Consider the following 16,338-nt stretch of genomic DNA (forward strand, 5'->3'; position numbering starts at 1 on the left):
GGGTCGACGGGGTGCGGCTCGGCGGATATGCCCCTGCGGTCCGCCTCCGTGGCGGTACATGTACTCGCCACGGGTTCGCGCGGCAGCAGGCGGGCCGAGTGCCAGAGCTCTCCGGCCGTGGATCTCCACAGCAGGCCGTCCGGGTGGTGGAGGACCGCGGTGATCTCGTCCGGCGTCGGGGGTTCCGTGTTGCCGCGGAGGTAGACCGCTCGCAGGCCCAGGTTCCGCAGCCGGGTCAGGGCGCGGGCGCGGTTCGCGGCATGGACCAGGAAGCGGACCGTGACCCCGTCGCCGGCCGGGCTCGGCAGCCCGATCGCGACGACCACGCTGCCGCCTGGCAACTTGCAGAACCCTCCACCGGGCATCCCGAAACCACTCCCCCTGTGAGCTTGCTGTCAATAAGAACTCGGTCAGAGGCACCTAAACACGATCGGCCGCCGCCCGCTAGAGGGCGACGGCCGATCATGGTTTGACCTGCGAAGATGCAGATTACTTCTGGGACGGACCCACCTGGACGGTGATCGTCTGGCCGTCCTTCGGCTCCTTGACGACCGCGATCTTGGTGTTGGTGTCAGTTACCTGGACACCGGCGCGCTCGGTCTGGGTGTACCAGTACGTACCCCGCCGGTCGTCGAAGACCGGGACGCCGGGCTGCGACTTCACCCACGCCGGCTGGTCCGCCTTGTGCAGCCGGATCGCGTCGGTGCGGTAGGTGCCGAACGTCGAGTCGTACGCCTGGACGCGGTTGCGCATCAGGGTGCCGTCGGCGTTCTTCAGCGGCGTCGGGTGCGCGTCGATCGGAAGGATCAGACCCTGGCCGGGGTGGACGGCCGTGTTGTTGTCCTTCTGCGAGGTGTCCCACTGCCAGATCAGCAGACCGTTCTGGTACGGGTAGTGCTCGACCCAGCTGGCCTTGTCACCGGTGAACCCGAAGTTGTACGGGCCGACCTTGAGGGTCGCGTCGTACGAGACGTACTGGCGGTTCTCCGCGATGTAGTACTGCTCGTACTCCTTCGTGAAGCCCTTGGCGATCCGCGAGAAGCCCTTCGCCGTCCAGCCGTTGTCACCGTTCTCGGCGTTGTCCGAGAAGACGGTGGCGCCGTCCGCGGTCAGCGTGATGGCGTCGGCCGCGAAGCCCTTGCCGCCCGCGCCGCCGTCCGTCTGGTAGCGGAAGCGGAGGTCGAACTTCTTGCCCGCGTAGGCGTCCAGCGGGAAGACGAGCGGCTTGTACGCGCCGGAGACGTCGGTCAGCGCCGGGGCGCCGCTCGCGTCGCGCGGCAGCGGCTTGCCGTCCACCGTGCCGTCCAGGGCGGTCCAGTTGGCGCCGCCGTCCGTCGACACCTCGGTGTAGAGGTAGTCGTAGTCCAGCTCGATGTCGTACCAGCCCTTGAGCTCCAGGGTGGCCTTCGACTTGCCCGTGAGGTCGACGGAGCGGGTCAGGGTGTTCTTGAGGTCGTCACCCATGTCGCTCCACCACTGCGTGGCACCCTCGGCGGGCGCGACGACATCGGTGGTGACCTTCTTCTTCGGCAGCTCGACGACGAGCGCCTGCGGGTTCTTGGTGTTGTACTCGGCCACGCCCAGCTTGTGGGTGGACTTCGTACCGCGCTGCTCGTTGCTCACCTTGGTGTAGTTGAGCCAGCCGAGCTGCAGCTTGTCCCAGGAGTTCATGTCGCCGGGCAGGTCGCCGATGGACTCCTTGCCCCGGCCGAGCCAGGAACCGGAGGACATCAGGGACCAGAAGCCGGTCGAGTTCTCGGCGCCGGCCTTGCCCGAGGTGTCGTACAGGTCGGGCAGACCCAGGTCGTGACCGTACTCGTGGGCGAAGACGCCGAGGCCGCCGTTCTCGGGCTGCATCGTGTAGTCGCCGACCCAGATGCCGGTGTTGCCGACCTGCGTGCCGCCGGACTTGTTGTGCGACGGGCCGGTCTTGCCCGCGTCCGTGCCGTACGCGTACCAGCGGTGGGCCCACAGGGCGTCGGAGGCCTGGGCACCGCCGCCCGCGGACTCGTCCTCACCGGCGTGGACGATCTGGAAGTGGTCGATGTAGCCGTCGGCCTCGTTGAAGTTGCCGTCGGCGTCGAAGTCGTACCGGTCCCACTGGTCGTACTGCGCGATGTCGGCCTTGATCTGGGCGTCGGTACGGCCCTTGGCCTTCTGGTCCGCGGTCCACGCGGTGACACCGTCGCGGACGGCGTCCCAGACGTTGGCGCAGTTGCTGTTGCCGCAGTAGTTCGAGCCGTAACGGGCCTCGTTGTACTCGACCTTGACCCAGTCCGAGACGCCGCCCTCGACCGAGTACCGGCCCGAGGAGGTCTTCTCGTAGTAGGTCTTCAGGGACTGCTTCGGCTGGCCCTTCTTGTCCTTGCCGGTGCCGAAGTACAGGTCCTGGAAGTGCTGCTGGTTGTAGTCCTTCTGCCAGGCCGTGGAGTTGTCCTTCGCACGGTCCGGCTCGGCTATCTGGTTGTGCAGCGGGCCGGGCGTGCCGCCGAACTTCGGCTTCGGCTCGGTCGTGTCGTCGTCGGCGCGGTCGACCAGGGTGGTGTTGTCCACCTTGTCGCCGAACTCGACGAGGATCGTGAAGATCTTGTCGGTCTTCTCACGGCCCAGCTCGACGTACTTCTTGCTGTCGAGCTTCACGACCTGGGAGCCACCGCGGCGCTCGACCTTGGTCTCGCCGCTCAGCACCTGCTCCAGGGCAGCCTTGCGCTGCTGCTCCTGCTGCTTGCTGTACGGGCCTTCGAGGTCGTGGTCGACCGCCGTCTTGTCGACGCCTGCACCCGGGGCCGGGTCCTGACGCTCGATGCCGGCCGGTGCGCCCGGGCCCTTGTCGTCGGCCCATGCGGTGGCAAAAGTCGAGGCGCTGGCGGCGGTGGCCGCGAGCGCCACGACGACTGCGGACGCTCTGATCGCCCGTCGTCTGTTGGTCACTTGATGATTCCTCCCCGGCGCCCACGACCGCACGGACCGAGGGTGGGGTGTCCGCGGGCGGGGTCGCGCGTCACAAGTGACGACATTCGACCGGAGTTACGAGAGAAAAGACAGACCTTGACTTGAACAGGCCAACTGCACTATGCAGGAGTTGATTTCCGTTATCCGGACGGCCAGCAGGCGCATCCCGAGGGGTGGTTGGCGGTACCGATGACTCCATGCGCCCCCTGTGCACCCGTACCGTGGGTTAGGTCACGCTTACTACCCGTTTCGCTCGGGCATCCACCGTCGTAGAGTCGCTCGCGAGTGCGACCCGCCGATGCTTCGAGGGACGGTACCCGTCATGCCGCGTCCGAACGCCGCACAGCTCGCCTATGGTTCGGCCACCGTCGTCTTCTCGACCGTCGCCCTGCTACTGCTGTCCCGCACCACGACCGCGCTGGGGATCGTCGTGATCAGCGCCGCCGGACTGCTTCTCGGGCTGCTGGTCACGGTGACGATGCCCGTGCACCGCAAGGGCGCCCCGGCACCCGCGCCGTCCCTCCCCCGGAACGACGAGATCCGGGTACCGGCCGCGCCGGTGGGCGCGGGGGTCGATACCCGGATCGGTTCGTGAGGCTCGTCCGTCGCTACTGCGGCACGGACACCACCACGGTCTTGGCGGCCTTGTCGTGCAGGCCCTGCTTGTAGGGCTTGTCGACCAGGATCAGGATCAGCAGGAGCAGCGGCCACAGGCAGGCGCAGCAGATCAGCGCCGGCAGCCACAGCACGATGGCGCGGATCAGCGAGGCGTTCATCGGCGGTGTGGAGCCGTCGTTGAGCATCGCGACCCGCAGCTTGAACCACTTCTTGCCGAGGGTCTGACCGTTCTTCGCCACCATCACGGTGTCGTACCCGACGTACGCCACGATGGTGATGAGCTGGAAGACGAGACCGGTGCCGGTACTGGTCGCGGTGATGGTGTCACCGAAGTCGTCGCCGTCGGTCGCCCGGTCGTACACGTTGAACGGGATACCGATGATCGCGAGCGGAATGGCGACGATCAGCCAGTCGATGATCCTCGCGAGGATGCGCTTGCCGGAGTCGGCGAGCGGCGGCATCCCGGCGAGCGGGTCCGCACCGCCGTACGCACCACCGCCGCCGTAGGGCTGGGAGCCGTACGGCGGGGGCGGCGGGGGCGCGTTGTCGTACGGGGAGCCGGGCGGCGGGCCCCCCGGCGGGGGACCTCCGGGCGGCGGCCCCTCGGGCGGGGGGCCTCCCGGAGGAGGGCCTCCGGGCGGCGGTCTTTCGGGGGGAGGCGGCTGCCCCCCGCTCCCCGGGGGAGAGCCCGCCGACGGCGGCGTGGGCTCCTGCGGCTTCTTGAGGAACGGGTCGTCCTCGGGCGGCTGGCCGGGCGTCGGCTGGTCGTTGCTCATGGGGGCAGTGCATCCCGCGAGTCAGTGCCCCGCAAGGAATCGCCGCCCGTTCGAGCGACCGCCGTACGGGCCACCCCGGCGTGGCGGTGTCCGGCGGCTGCCCTCTAGCCCGCCACGAACGTGTGGGCCGCCTTGTCGTGCCAGCACTGGCGCCACGGCCGGTCGAAGAGGCACCACAGGACGTTCAGGACACCGAGGACCAGAAGCCCCAGGACGCTGTAGACGAGCCAGCGGCGCAGGGCCGCGCCGAACGTCGGCGGCTCGTGCGCCTCGATGTCCCGCACCTGGAGGCCGCAGAGCTTCTTGCCGAGCGTGCGACCCCACTTGGCGGTGGGCAGCGCCTCGTACAGCACGCCGATGACGAGCAGCGCGGCCAGCGCGATCCCGAAGTTGAGGGAGGTCGTGCCGTCCAGGAGCCAGACCTGGACCGTGGTGCCGGTCTGCTTGGCCGCCTCGATCTTGGCGTCGATGTGGTCGAGCGCCTGAGTGACGAAGGGGAAGGACGCCCCTCCGACGAGCGCGCCGAGGACCAGGGTGTCGACGAGGCGTGCGGCCAGGCGCTTGCCGAGACCGGCGGGGCGGGCGGCGGCCTGCGCCCGGGCGGCCTGCAGGAACGGGTCCTCGACGGGCGGCTTCCAGGGCAGGACGGGCGGCTCGGCCTCGGCCCGGGGGCTCGCCGCGGCGGGCGAGGGCTGCGCGAGCTGCTGCACCTGCTGCGGCCAGGAGGGGGCGCCGCCGCCGGGGCCGGTGGTGACGGGGGCAGGGGCGGGGGAGGCGGCGGACGCGGGCGTCGGGGCGGGGGCCGGTGCGGGCTGCGGCTGGCCGGGCACATGCGGAAGCGGGGCCTGCGGGGCCTGGGGGGCCCTGAGGCCCTGCGGGCCTTGCGGGCTCTGCGCCCCGGGGGCGTCCGGTGTCCCGTGCAGTCCCTGAGCCGCCTGCGCGCCCTGGGGCGCACGCACGGCCTGAGAGGCCTGTCCGCCCTTCGGCGCGAGGGCACGGATCGTCATCGTCCCGTCCCCCTGGGACTGCCGTACGCCGGGCAGCGCGCCGCCCGTCGGGTCGGCGGCCGGAGCCGGGGTGACGGGCATCCCGCCGAGCCGCGCCGGAGACGAGGTCGTCGGGCGCGCGGCGGGCGTGGGAGCGGGCTCGGGGTCAGGGGTCCGGGCGGCGGCCACACGGGGGTCCTGCGTCGCCGGCGTCGAGGCCGCGGGCTCCGCCTCCGGCGCGCCCCAGGAGACCCGCTGGTCGCGGTCGCCGCCGAAGCCGGTCTGCCGCGAGACGTCCGCCTGCCAGGCCGAGGCCGGCTCGGGCCGCGTCTCGGCGACCGGTTCCTCGTCCAGGAAGACGGGTCCCGTCTCCTCCACGGCGGGTACCGGGGTGGACGGAACCGCGGGGGCGGGCGAGGGGTTCGGGGCCAGGGCCGGCCCCGCGGGCATCACCCCTGCGGGGGCGGCCGGTGGTGCCTCGCCCTCCCTGGGCGCGGGACGGCTCGTCCCGGGCACCCAGGCGCCCCCGTTCCAGTACCGGATGTATCCGGGAATGGACGGGTCCGGGTAGTACCCGGCCTGCGGTACCTCCCCGCCGGCTCCAGGAGGAGTAGCCACTGCCCCGACTCCGTTCCGTGACAACGCTTCTACGACATCGGGCCCCGCGGGCCCAAGGAGGACAGTAACGAAGAACGGTGCCGCGGGAAGAACGTGGCCGTGAGAAACCCGCCTTCGAGCGACATACCCACGGATCCCGCCACTCACCGTCACGCTCGGGCCGACGATCCCGCCGGAACCTCGCGGAAATCTCCGCAAAAAACTTCTCCGAAGTCGCGTAATGGCCAGCCACGACCGCGCTCTCTTCCGGTGCGGGCCCACCCGGGGCCCCGGACCGGAGAGGACGTCACGCCATGCAGAACACCGAGAACACCGTGGTCGAGCGCGAACTGGAGCTGAAGCTGGTGCTCTCCCCCGAACGTTCCATCCCCGTGCCCGCCCGGCTCGCGTACCGCACCGACGACCCGTACGCCGTGCACATCACCTTCCATGTCGGCTCGGACCACCCGGTCAACTGGACGTTCGCCCGCGAACTCCTCGTCGAAGGTGTCTTCCGGCCGTGCGGCCACGGGGACGTCCGTATCTGGCCCACCAAGGTCGACGGGCGCAATGTCGTCCTGATGGCGCTCTCCTCCCCCGACGGCGACGCACTGCTCGAAGCACCCTCCGCGCAGGTGTCCGCGTGGCTGGAGCGAACCCTGCGCGCCGTTCCGCCGGGCACCGAGTCCGAGCGGCTCGGCATCGACGACGGGCTGGCCGAACTCCTGGCCACCACCTCGGTCGCGGACGACCTGTGGCTGCGCGACCCGTGGCCGTCGGACGAGTCCCAGGACGGTGAGGTGTGAGCGGGAGCGCCACGAGGTCGGAATCCGGGATCGCTTCGGGGGCGGGACACACGACCGCTTCAGGGGCGGGACACGTCACCGCTTCGGAGGCGGGACACGAGACCGCTACCGGGTCAGAACAGCTTTCCCGGGTTGAGGATCCCCAGCGGGTCGAAGGTCCGCTTGATGCCCTGCTGCATCTCCACGCCCACCGGCCCCAACTCCCGTGCCAGCCACTCCTTCTTCAGCACACCCACACCGTGCTCGCCGGTGATCGTGCCGCCCAGCTCCAGACCGAGCGCCATGATCTCGTCGAAGGACTCCCGCGCGCGCCGCGACTCGTCCTCGTCCCCCTGGTCGAAGCAGACGACGGGATGGGTGTTGCCGTCGCCCGCGTGCGCGCAGACGCCGATGGTCAGGTCGTACTTCTCCGCGATGGCGGAGGTGCCGTCGAGCATCGCGGCCAGCTTGGTGCGCGGTACGCACACGTCGTCGATCATCGTCGCGGACTTGATCGTCTCCAGGGCGGTCAGCGACAGCCGGCGCGCTTGGAGGAGGAGTTCGGACTCGGCGGCGTCCTCCGCCGGGACGATCTCGGTGGCCCCGGCGGCCGCGCACAGCTCTCCGACGGCGGCCAGATCGGCTGCCGGGTCCGGGGTGTCGAAGGCGCACAGCAGCAGGGCCTCGGTGGTGTTCGGGAGCCCCATGTTCGCCATCTTGTTGACGGCGCGGATGGTGGTGCCGTCCATCAGCTCGAGCAGCGAGGGCGTGTGGCCGCGCTCCATGATCGCGCAGACGGCTTCGCAGGCGGCGGCCGCGGAGGGGAACTCGGCGGCGAGCGCGAGCTGTACGGGCGGCTGCGGCCTGAGCGCGAGGGTCGCGCCGACAACGATGCCGAGACTGCCTTCCGAGCCGACGAAGAGCCGGGTCAGGTCGTATCCGGCGACGCCCTTGGCGGTGCGCCGGCCGGTCGACATCAGCCGCCCGTCGGCGAGGACGACGTCCAGGCCGAGGACGTACTCCGCCGTCACTCCGTACTTCACACAGCACAGGCCGCCGGACGCGGTGCCGATGTTCCCGCCGATCGTGCACATCTCCCAGCTGGAGGGATCCGGCGGGTAGTACAGCCCGTGCTCGTTCACGGCGCGGGACAGGACGGCGTTCACGACGCCCGGCTCGACGACGGCGATCCGGTCGACCGGGCTGATCTCCAGGATCCGGTCCATCTTGACGAGAGACAGCACGATGCAGCCCTCGGAGGCGTTCGCGGCGCCGGACAGACCGGTGCGCGCGCCCTGCGGGACGACCGGGACGCGCAGCGCGGTCGCGGTCCGCATGATGTGTTGGACCTGTTCGACGGTGCGCGGGAGCACGACGGCCGCGGGGGTGCCGGCCGTGCAGAAGCTCGCCATGTCGTTGGCGTAGGAAGCGGTGACGTCCGGGTCGGTGATCAGCGCCTCGGCGGGCAGGCCCGCGCGCAGTTCCGCGTGGAGCCGCGTCAGAAGATCGTCCATGCGTCCAGCGTGGCACCCGGGGCCATCGGTGTGAACCCGCCTGACGTTCGGGTTCGCCGAGCGGAGTGGACGCTTCGTGTGCTCTTCGTACTGGCCCAGAGTGGGCGCCATGAAGACGGAGAACGTGTCGAGGACGGTCCTCGCGGCCGGGGTGGGCGCGGTGCTCGCGGCGACGGCTCTGCTGTACGCCCCCGAAATCGCCCCCGGCCTGTTCGACGACGGGCGGCCGCCCGCCCCCGGCCCGGCCGCGCGGGCGGTGATCGCGGCGAAGGCCGGAACACAGGCCTCGCTGCCCGATCTGGACGCACTCATCGGAGACCGGGAGAAGTGGCTGGCGGACCATCCGACTGACGACGCGTCATGGGCCGTGCTGGGCACGGCCTATACGGAACGGGGTACGCGGCTCGGCGACACGACGTACTACCCGCGGGCGGAGCGTGCGCTGAAGCGCTCGCTGGAGGTACGGCCGGCGCAGCGCGGGAACCTCGACGCGCAACTGGGGCTCGCCGCCCTGGCCAACGCGCGGGGCGACTGGCGCACGGCACGGACCTGGGGCGAGGCGGTCCGCAAGGAGGACCCGAAGCGCTGGTCGGCGTACCCGCTGCTGATCGACGCGTACAACGGGCTCGGCGAGTACAAGTCCGCCCAGAAGGCGCTCTCCACGCTGGAGGAGCTGCGCACGGGCGGGGCGGTCAGCGCGCGGTCGGCGCAGATGTACCGCAACCGCGGCTGGCGGGAGGACGCGGCGGTGGCCGCGCTCGACGCGGTGGGGCAGGCGGAGTCGGGCGCGGAGAAGGCTGCGGCGCTGGCCCGGCTCGGCGATCTGGCCTGGGAGCGGGGCGAGCCGGAGGAGGCGCTCACGGAGTACGGGAAGGCACTGGCGCTCGTCGGGGACCACGGCCCTTCGCTGGCCGGCCGGGCCCGGGCGCTCGCGGCGCTCGGCCGCACGGACGAGGCGGTCGCCGGCTACCGGGCGGCACTGGCACGGCTGCCGCTGCCCGAGTACGTCCTGGAGGCGGGCGAGCTCTACCAGTCGCTGGGCCTGGACGGGGACGCGCGGAGCCAGTACGAGCTGCTGCGGACGCGGACGTGGGTCAACGCGGAGGCCGTCCTCGGCCTGTTCGAGGCGGACCACGGCGACCCGGAGGCGGCGGTGCGGCGCCTGAAGGCGGAGTGGGCGCGGGGGCACCGGTCGGTGCAGGTCGCGGACGCGCTGGGGTGGGCGCTGTACCGGTCGGGGGAACCGAAGGAGGCGCTGGAGTACGCGAAGCGGGCGACGGACGAGGGGCTGCGGAGCGCGCTGTTCGCGTACCACCGGGGCGAGATCGAGCGCGCGGTGGAGGAGCACGGCCCGGCCCGCCGCCACCTGGCGGAGGCGCTGCGGATCAACCCGCACTTCTCGCCGCTGCTGGTCCCGAAGGCCCGCAAGGCGGTGGCAGCGCTCGGCGACCCGCCGGACGAACTGCCGGAGGAACTCCGCGGGGAGCGGCAGGAGCAGCCGAAGACGGACGAGCCGGCGTCGGAGTCGGAGTCGGAGTCGGAGTCGGCGTCGGCGTCGGCGTCGGCGTCGGCGTCGGGGGAGAACGCGGCCACCCCGACTCCCCGGGAGACGCCGACGGCACAGGACGCGGGCTAGGAAACCTGCCCCGTTGGGGCAACCGGCCCCGCAGGGCGGTGCCCACTCACCCCTCGTCCGGCGCGCCACCCCCGTGTGGGCAATCGTCCCGCTGGGCTGGGGATCCCCCCGGACGGAGTCTGGGGGAGGGTGGGCACACGGGACGGCGCCCTTGCCGGGCCCAGGCTCCCCGTGCCTGCGGTGCTCACGGGTGCGGCGCCGTCGTGGGTTGTGCCCACCCGTTCCGCCTTGCGGAACGCCTGCCCACAACCGGGGTAGCGGGGGTGGGCACCGCGCTGCGGGGCGCCTGCCCACAACCGAGGTGAGGGTGGGCACCGCCCTGGGAACACGCGTGAGCCGGTCGCGCTGCGGCGCCAACCCCGCGGGCGCCGCAGCGTGCCGGCGCCCCGGGGGTGGCCCGGGTGCTCACAGTGACGGGCCCGGGGCGGTCGCCCCGGGCCCGTCCGGCCTCGGTGGACTACAGGTTGCCGCGCTTCTCCTGCTCGCGCTCGATCGCCTCGAACAGGGCCTTGAAGTTGCCCTTGCCGAAGCCCATGGAGCCGTGGCGCTCGATCATCTCGAAGAAGACGGTCGGGCGGTCCTGGACCGGCTTGGTGAAGATCTGCAGCAGGTAGCCGTCCTCGTCGCGGTCGACGAGGATCTTCAGCTCACGGAGCGTCTCGACGGGCACCCGGGTCTCGCCGGCCCACTCGCCGAGGGTGTCGTAGTACGAGTCCGGCGTGTCGAGGAACTGGACACCGGCGGCGCGCATGGAGCGCACCGTCGCCACGATGTCGTTCGTGGCCAGCGCGATGTGCTGGACGCCCGCGCCGCCGTAGAACTCCAGGTACTCGTCGATCTGCGACTTCTTCTTCGCGATCGCCGGCTCGTTGATCGGGAACTTGACCTTGAGCGTGCCGTCGGCGACGACCTTCGACATCAGCGCCGAGTACTCGGTCGCGATGTCGTCGCCCACGAACTCCTTCATGTTCGTGAAGCCCATGACCTTGTTGTAGAAGGCCACCCACTCGTTCATCTTCCCGAGCTCGACGTTGCCGACGCAGTGGTCGATCGCCTGGAAGGTGCGCTTGGCCGGCGGCTCGACCATCGGGTTGGCGGCGACGAAGCCCGGCAGGTACGGGCCGTCGTAGCCGGAGCGCTCGACGAGGGTGTGGCGGGTCTTGCCGTACGTGGCGATGGCGGCGAGGACCACGGTGCCGTGCTCGTCCTTCACCTCGTACGGCTCGGTGATGCCGGTGGCGCCGTGCTCGACGGCGTAGGCGTACGCGGCGCGCGCGTCGGGCACCTCGATCGCCAGGTCGACGACACCGTCGCCGTGCTCGGCGACGTGCTCGGCGAGGAAGCGTCCCCAGTCGGTGGCGACCTTGATGACGGAGGTGAACACGAAGCGGGCGGCGCCGTTCGTCAGGACGTAGCTGGCGGTCTCGCGGCTGCCGTTCTCCGGTCCGGAGTACGCGACGAGCTTCATGCCGAAGGCCGTGGAGTAGTAGTGCGCGGCCTGCTTGGCATTGCCGACGGCGAAGACGACCGCGTCCATGCCCTTCACGGGGAAGGGATCGGCCTGCCGCGCCGTGGAAGGGGTGTGATCGATGGTCTCAGTCATAGCGGCAGAGTCCCGCCGATCGGCAAGCTGCGCAATAGTTCGCCGGAGCACTGGGCAATCTGCACAGCAGCGGGCCAGTATGGCGGGGATACTTGTACAGGATGACCATGGGGAGGCCACTGTGGCGATCGATCATCTGGACGGGCGGCTGATCGTGCTCCTCGCCCGGGAGCCGCGGATCGGGGTCCTGGAGGCCTCACGCCGGCTCGGGGTGGCGCGCGGCACGGTCCAGGCGCGTCTGGACCGGCTCCAGGCCAACGGCGTGATCCGCGGGTTCGGGCCCCAGGTCGATCCGGCGGCGCTCGGCTATCCCGTGACGGCGTTCGCGACGCTGGAGATCAAGCAGGGACAGGGGCCCGATGTCCGGGGTCATCTGGCGACCGTGCCCGAGGTGCTCGAGCTGCACACGACCACCGGCCACGGGGACATGCTCTGCCGGCTGGTCGCCCGCTCCAACGCGGACCTCCAGCGGGTGATCGACCGTGTCGTCGGCTTCGAGGGCATCGTGCGGGCCTCCACGGCGATCGTGATGGAGAACCCCGTACCGCTGCGGATCATCCCGCTGGTGGAACAGGCGGCGGAGGACGGGCCGCTGTAGCCGACCGACCGATCCGCCGTCGATCGCCAGAACTCCCCCTGGATTCCAAAGAAGTAGTTGCAAAGAATCCCTTGCAAGCATCTCTTTGCAACTCTAGGCTCGAGCCATGCCCGAGCCCGAGTCCCAGCCTCAGCCCGAGAAGCCCCGGCCCGAGAAGCCCCTGAGCCGCACACTCGATCCGCGCTCGCTGCGCGGCCTCGCCCACCCCCTCCGCATCCAGCTGCTGCGCGCCCTGCGCCACCACGGCCCCGCCACCGCCTCCCAACTGGCCGAGCGGCTCGGCGAGTCCAGCGGGGCGACCAGCTACCACCTGCGCCAGCTCGCCGTACACGGCTTCGTCGAGGACGACACGACGCGAGGCAAGGGCCGGGAGCGGTGGTGGAAAGCGGCCGTACAGGGCACGACGTTCGACGAGTCGCTGTACAAGAACCCCGACCCCGAAGTCAGGGGCGCCGTGGAGGTCTACCTCCACGAGATCGCGACCATCCACGCCCAGGAGCTCAACACCTGGCTCGGCACCCGTCACGAATGGGACGAGAGCTGGCTCGGCACGTCCGACATGAGCGACTTCACGCTTCGCCTGCCGCCCGAGCGGCTGCGCCGACTCACCGCGGAGATCCACGAGTTGATCGACGCGTATCGCGACAGCGCCGACCCCGACGCGCCCGGCGCCGCCCGCGTACGGATGCACCTGCACGCGTTCCCCCAGTACGAGAACTGAGAAAGGGATCACGAGGCCATGCACGCCGACATCCACCTTCACCTGCACCACCTCGACGCGGCCGAACTCCACCGGTCGACCCAACTCCACCGGGCGGCCGCCGACTCCCTGCCCCACACCCCGGCCCACGCCCCCGTCCGCGCCCGGATCGGCTGGACGCTGGTCGCCTTAGGGCTGCGGCTCGCCGTCCCGGCCACGGCCCGACCCGCCAACGGCGCCCGACGCCTCCCGCTCGCCGCATGAGCGCTCCCGGGGGACGTGCTCCGCTGGCCACCGTCCTGGCCGCCAACGCCATATCCATCACCGGCAACGCGCTCACCCTCATCGGTGTCCCGTGGTTCGCGCTCGACACCACGGGCAGCCCCGGCAAGGCCGGCCTGGTCGCCTTCTGCGCGGCCGTTCCCGTCGTCGCCTCCGCGATCGTCGGCGGCCCGGTCATCGACCGGATCGGGCGCCGCCGGATCAGTGTGGTCTCCGACCTCGTCTGCGCGCTCGCGCTGGCAGCGATCCCGCTCCTGCACCGTGCGGGCGTGCTCGAGTTCTGGATGCTGTGCGCGCTGATGGCCGTGACAGGCCTCTTCCACGCGCCCGGCGAGACCGCCCGCCACGTCCTGATCCCCGACCTCGCGCAACGCGCCGGGACCCCGCTCCCCCGCGCCGCCAGCCTCTACGACGCCGTCTCACGGGGCGCCCGGATGACCGGCGCCGCCCTCGCCGGCGTCCTCGTCGCCCTCATCGGCGCGGACACCGTGCTGATCCTCGACGCCGCCACCTTCGGGCTCTCCGCCCTGCTCGTCCTCGTCGGCCTGCGGGGCGTGCCGTCCGCCGCGCCCCAGCGCGACCCGGCCCCTTTCTCCCTCTCCGGCTACCGCACCGAGCTGCGCGAGGGGTACGCGTTCGTGCTCCGCTCCCGGCTGCTGCTCGGCATCGTCCTGATGGTGATGGTGACCAACGGCCTTGCCCAGGGCTGGAGTTCGGTCCTGCTGCCCGTCCACGCCCGGGAGAACCTCGGCGGCTCCGCCGCCCTCGGACTGCTCGTCGCCGTCTTCGGCGGCTCCGCGCTGCTCGCCGCGGTGCTGTACGGGGCGATCGGCCACCGCTTCCCGCGCCGGGCGGTCTTCACTGCCGGGTTCATTCTGTGCGGGGCCCCGCCGTACGCGGTGGCCGCGCTCACCGACACCACGCTGCCGCTGCTCGTCACGATGGCGGCCGGCGGGTTCGGGGCCGGGCTCCTCAACCCGATCCTGGCCACCGTGATGTACGAACGCGTCCCCGACGACCTGCGCAGCCGGGTGTCCGGGGTGACGATGGCCGGGGTGCTCCTCGCCACCCCGCTCGGCGGCCTCGTCGCCGGGCAGCTCGTCGAACGAACCGGCCTGACGGCGGCGCTGCTCACGCTCGGCGGGGCCTACTTCCTGGCCACCCTCGCCCCGATGGTCTTCCCGGCCTGGCGCGGGATGGACACCGCCCCGAAGGACGTCAGCAGCTCGGAATCTTCGCTTCCTGCCCCTGCTCCAGCGCCCGGAGCGACGACACCGCGTCGCTGAGCGTGGAGACCGGGATCAGTCGCATCCCCTTCGGCAGCTCCGCCTGCGCGTCGGAGCACTCCGCCTTCGGTACGAGGAAGACGCTCGCCCCGTCCCGGCCCGCGGCCTGGGTCTTCAGGGAGACCCCGCCGACGGCGCCGACCGTGCCGTTCGGCTCGATCGTTCCCGTACCGGCGATGGTCCGGCCGCCGGTGAGGCCGCCGCCCGAGCCGTCGCCTGCGAGCTTGTCGACGATCCCGAGGGAGAACATGAATCCCGCGCTCGGCCCGCCGATGTCGGCGAGGTGAAGCGTGACGTCGACGTCGTTCGGGTCGAGCTTCAGGTACCCGAGGGCGGCCATGGTGGCGGCGTCCTGCGACTCCTTCATCTCTCCCAGGTTGTGCTTCTCGACCTCGGCGTCCGACTTCCCGGGAGGGTAGACGGAGTCGCGCGGCAGCACGGCCCGGTCGGTACGGAACCAGGCGTCGACGACATCGCCGAAGTCGTTGTCGACGCTGGGCCCGGTGGCGGAGATGGTCGTCATCAGCAGCTCGCCCTCCGTCGGGAGGACCGGCTTGCCGCTGATGGTGATGACCTCGCGCCCCTTGTCCTTGCCGAGCACGTCGGCGGTCGTGCCGGGCTGTGCGATGGCGTACGGCAGCGGCGCCAGGCCGACGACCGCGAAGAGCGCGGCGACGGGCAGGGCGCAGAGCGCGAGGGCACGGTTACGCGTGAGACTGGAGAGCACGCACCCAATCTACTGGGCGCCCCTGAGCGGGACGGTCCGGGCGAAGAAGGAGCGGATCAGCCGGCGCACCGCCGGCACGGACACCCTGGGATCGATCGCACCGACGAGCCGGACCCGGTCCGCGGTGGTCACCAGACCGGCGGCGTGCAGCTGCGGCACAAGGGCGGCGAAGTCGGCGAACACACCGTGCGCCGCGTCGTCGAGCTGCCGCCGGCGGGTCGGGCCCGTGGGGTGGGCGAGCATCGCGGACCAGGAGCGGTCGAGCCGCGCGTCGCGGAACCCGTCGGTGCCGAGCAGGAGCAGCGGGCGGTCGACGCCGTACCGGGCCACCGGGAAGAGCTCGCCGTCCGCCCGGTCCAGGTAGCCCTCCAGGTTCACCGCGGCGGCGATCCGCCGGTCGTCGTACAGCGTCTGGGCGGCCGTGGTCCCACCGGCCGAGTGCCCGTAGATCCCGACCCGCCCCAGGTCGAGGGCGCGGCCGAGGGGGCCTTCCAGGGCTTCGAGCCGGTCGAGGACGAAGCGGACGTCGGCGAGACGGGTGTCGATCATGGTGCGGAACTGCTCGGCGTCGGGCGGGCCGAGGAAGACGGTCGGGCGCACCTTGTCGCGGCCCGGCCGCTCGGTGGGGAACTCCACCTGGCTCGCGTCCCCCGGGTGGTCGACGGTGACGACGGCCCAGCCGTGACTCGCCAGCTCCTCGGCCAGGGACGTACCCATGGTGCGGGCGTCGCCGCCACCCGGGCTGTACAGCAGCACGGGCCAGCGGCCGGGCAGGACGGGTGCGCCGGTGTGGGAGTGCGTGAGGGTGGCCGCCCAGTCGACACTGGCCGGGGGAAGCCCCGGGTGGATGCCGGGGGCGAGCTCGGCGAAGAGCTCGGCGGCGCCCGCGGTCAGCTGGGGTGCGCGCGGACGGCCGCGGACGGTCCGGGCCGGGTGGAGGACGGTCACCATGACCTCCCGTACCCCGATCGCGGGATCCCACGGGTCGTTACGGGAGGGGTCGACCAGGTGGAGGGTGGTGGCGCCGACCTTGTACGGGCCGGTGGGTGCGGGCAGCCGGAGCCGGGTGGAGGCGGCGGCTCGGGCGGCCGTCGGGGCGAGCGCGAGGGCGGCGGCGAGGACGCCCGCCTTGGTGACGGTCCGTCGGGTCGGCCCGGTCGGTCGGGTCGATGCGGTCCGTCGGGTCGGTGCGGTCGGTCGGGTCTCGCGGGGAGTTGTCATGCGGACAGGCTGGCGCGGGGCAGGGGCTTCGGACGAAGGTTGAGGCTGTGATCGAAA

Annotated in this window: 14 protein-coding genes and 1 pseudogene; 7 read left to right on the plus strand and 8 right to left on the minus strand. The window is 71.6% G+C overall.

The features are described 5' to 3' along the window. Positions 1-65 precede the first annotated feature (65 nt). Both ACFC0D_RS04545 and ACFC0D_RS04550 read right to left on the minus strand, forming a co-directional pair. Positions 66-365: pseudogene (locus ACFC0D_RS04545) on the minus strand (hypothetical protein); the annotation flags it as partial. Between the two features lie 124 nt (positions 366-489). Further along, entirely contained in the window at positions 490-2,931 is a 2,442-nt protein-coding gene (locus ACFC0D_RS04550; protein ID WP_376430974.1) for an immune inhibitor A domain-containing protein, read from the minus strand. Between the two features lie 343 nt (positions 2,932-3,274). Between ACFC0D_RS04550 and ACFC0D_RS04555 the strand changes: the two genes are divergently transcribed. Then, entirely contained in the window at positions 3,275-3,547 is a 273-nt protein-coding gene (locus tag ACFC0D_RS04555) for a hypothetical protein (RefSeq protein ID WP_376430975.1), read from the plus strand. A 13-nt stretch (positions 3,548-3,560) separates the two neighbouring features. Here ACFC0D_RS04555 and ACFC0D_RS04560 read toward each other — a convergent pair whose 3' ends face one another. Both ACFC0D_RS04560 and ACFC0D_RS04565 read right to left on the minus strand, forming a co-directional pair. Beyond that, a complete protein-coding gene (locus ACFC0D_RS04560; protein ID WP_376430976.1) occupies positions 3,561-4,346 on the minus strand; it encodes an RDD family protein in 786 nt (261 codons plus the stop codon). A gap of 104 nt (positions 4,347-4,450) precedes the next feature. Continuing rightward, positions 4,451-5,950 (minus strand): RDD family protein, encoded by a 1,500-nt coding sequence (locus ACFC0D_RS04565; RefSeq protein ID WP_376430977.1) that lies wholly within the window; start codon positions 5,948-5,950, stop codon positions 4,451-4,453. Between the two features lie 293 nt (positions 5,951-6,243). Between ACFC0D_RS04565 and ACFC0D_RS04570 the strand changes: the two genes are divergently transcribed. Continuing rightward, positions 6,244-6,735: an SsgA family sporulation/cell division regulator gene (locus ACFC0D_RS04570; RefSeq protein ID WP_376430978.1), complete on the plus strand. Its 492-nt coding sequence runs from the start codon at positions 6,244-6,246 to the stop codon at positions 6,733-6,735. Positions 6,736-6,848: 113 nt separating this feature from the next. Here the strand turns inward: ACFC0D_RS04570 and ACFC0D_RS04575 are convergent, their stop codons facing one another. Next, on the minus strand, positions 6,849-8,228 hold the full coding sequence (locus tag ACFC0D_RS04575) for an FAD-binding oxidoreductase (RefSeq protein WP_376430979.1): 1,380 nt from the start codon (positions 8,226-8,228) through the stop codon (positions 6,849-6,851). Positions 8,229-8,337: 109 nt separating this feature from the next. On the opposite strand from ACFC0D_RS04575, the gene ACFC0D_RS04580 reads away from it, so the two are divergent. After that, a complete protein-coding gene (locus ACFC0D_RS04580; RefSeq protein WP_376430980.1) occupies positions 8,338-9,864 on the plus strand; it encodes a tetratricopeptide repeat protein in 1,527 nt (508 codons plus the stop codon). Between the two features lie 457 nt (positions 9,865-10,321). Here the strand turns inward: ACFC0D_RS04580 and hppD are convergent, their stop codons facing one another. Then, positions 10,322-11,467: a 4-hydroxyphenylpyruvate dioxygenase gene (gene hppD, locus ACFC0D_RS04585; protein WP_376430981.1), complete on the minus strand. Its 1,146-nt coding sequence runs from the start codon at positions 11,465-11,467 to the stop codon at positions 10,322-10,324. 121 nt (positions 11,468-11,588) lie between these two features. Here hppD and ACFC0D_RS04590 point away from each other — a divergent pair, with 121 nt between their 5' ends. The 4 genes from ACFC0D_RS04590 (at position 11,589) to ACFC0D_RS04605 (ending at position 14,333) form a co-directional block, all read left to right on the plus strand. Further along, on the plus strand, positions 11,589-12,065 hold the full coding sequence (locus ACFC0D_RS04590; protein ID WP_329120067.1) for an Lrp/AsnC family transcriptional regulator: 477 nt from the start codon (positions 11,589-11,591) through the stop codon (positions 12,063-12,065). 106 nt (positions 12,066-12,171) lie between these two features. Then, complete coding sequence (locus ACFC0D_RS04595) at positions 12,172-12,786, plus strand: ArsR/SmtB family transcription factor (RefSeq protein ID WP_376430982.1); 615 nt, start codon at positions 12,172-12,174, stop codon at positions 12,784-12,786. 18 nt (positions 12,787-12,804) lie between these two features. Beyond that, the gene (locus tag ACFC0D_RS04600; RefSeq protein WP_376430983.1) at positions 12,805-13,029 is read left to right on the plus strand and encodes a hypothetical protein; all 225 of its coding nucleotides are present in this window, start codon (positions 12,805-12,807) and stop codon (positions 13,027-13,029) included. Continuing rightward, positions 13,026-14,333 (plus strand): MFS transporter, encoded by a 1,308-nt coding sequence (locus tag ACFC0D_RS04605; protein ID WP_376430984.1) that lies wholly within the window; start codon positions 13,026-13,028, stop codon positions 14,331-14,333. Before ACFC0D_RS04600 ends, ACFC0D_RS04605 begins: the two co-directional genes overlap by 4 nt. Here ACFC0D_RS04605 and ACFC0D_RS04610 read toward each other — a convergent pair. After that, positions 14,266-15,060, minus strand: coding sequence for a S16 family serine protease (locus tag ACFC0D_RS04610; RefSeq protein WP_376430985.1), 795 nt, complete (start codon positions 15,058-15,060; stop codon positions 14,266-14,268). The genes ACFC0D_RS04605 and ACFC0D_RS04610 overlap by 68 nt on opposite strands. A 9-nt stretch (positions 15,061-15,069) precedes the next feature. Further along, the gene (locus ACFC0D_RS04615; RefSeq protein WP_376430986.1) at positions 15,070-16,281 is read right to left on the minus strand and encodes an alpha/beta hydrolase family protein; all 1,212 of its coding nucleotides are present in this window, start codon (positions 16,279-16,281) and stop codon (positions 15,070-15,072) included. Between the last annotated feature and the right edge of the window lie 57 nt (positions 16,282-16,338).

Source organism: Streptomyces sp. NPDC056222 (assembly GCF_042264065.1).
In the GTDB taxonomy this organism is placed as follows: domain Bacteria; phylum Actinomycetota; class Actinomycetes; order Streptomycetales; family Streptomycetaceae; genus Streptomyces.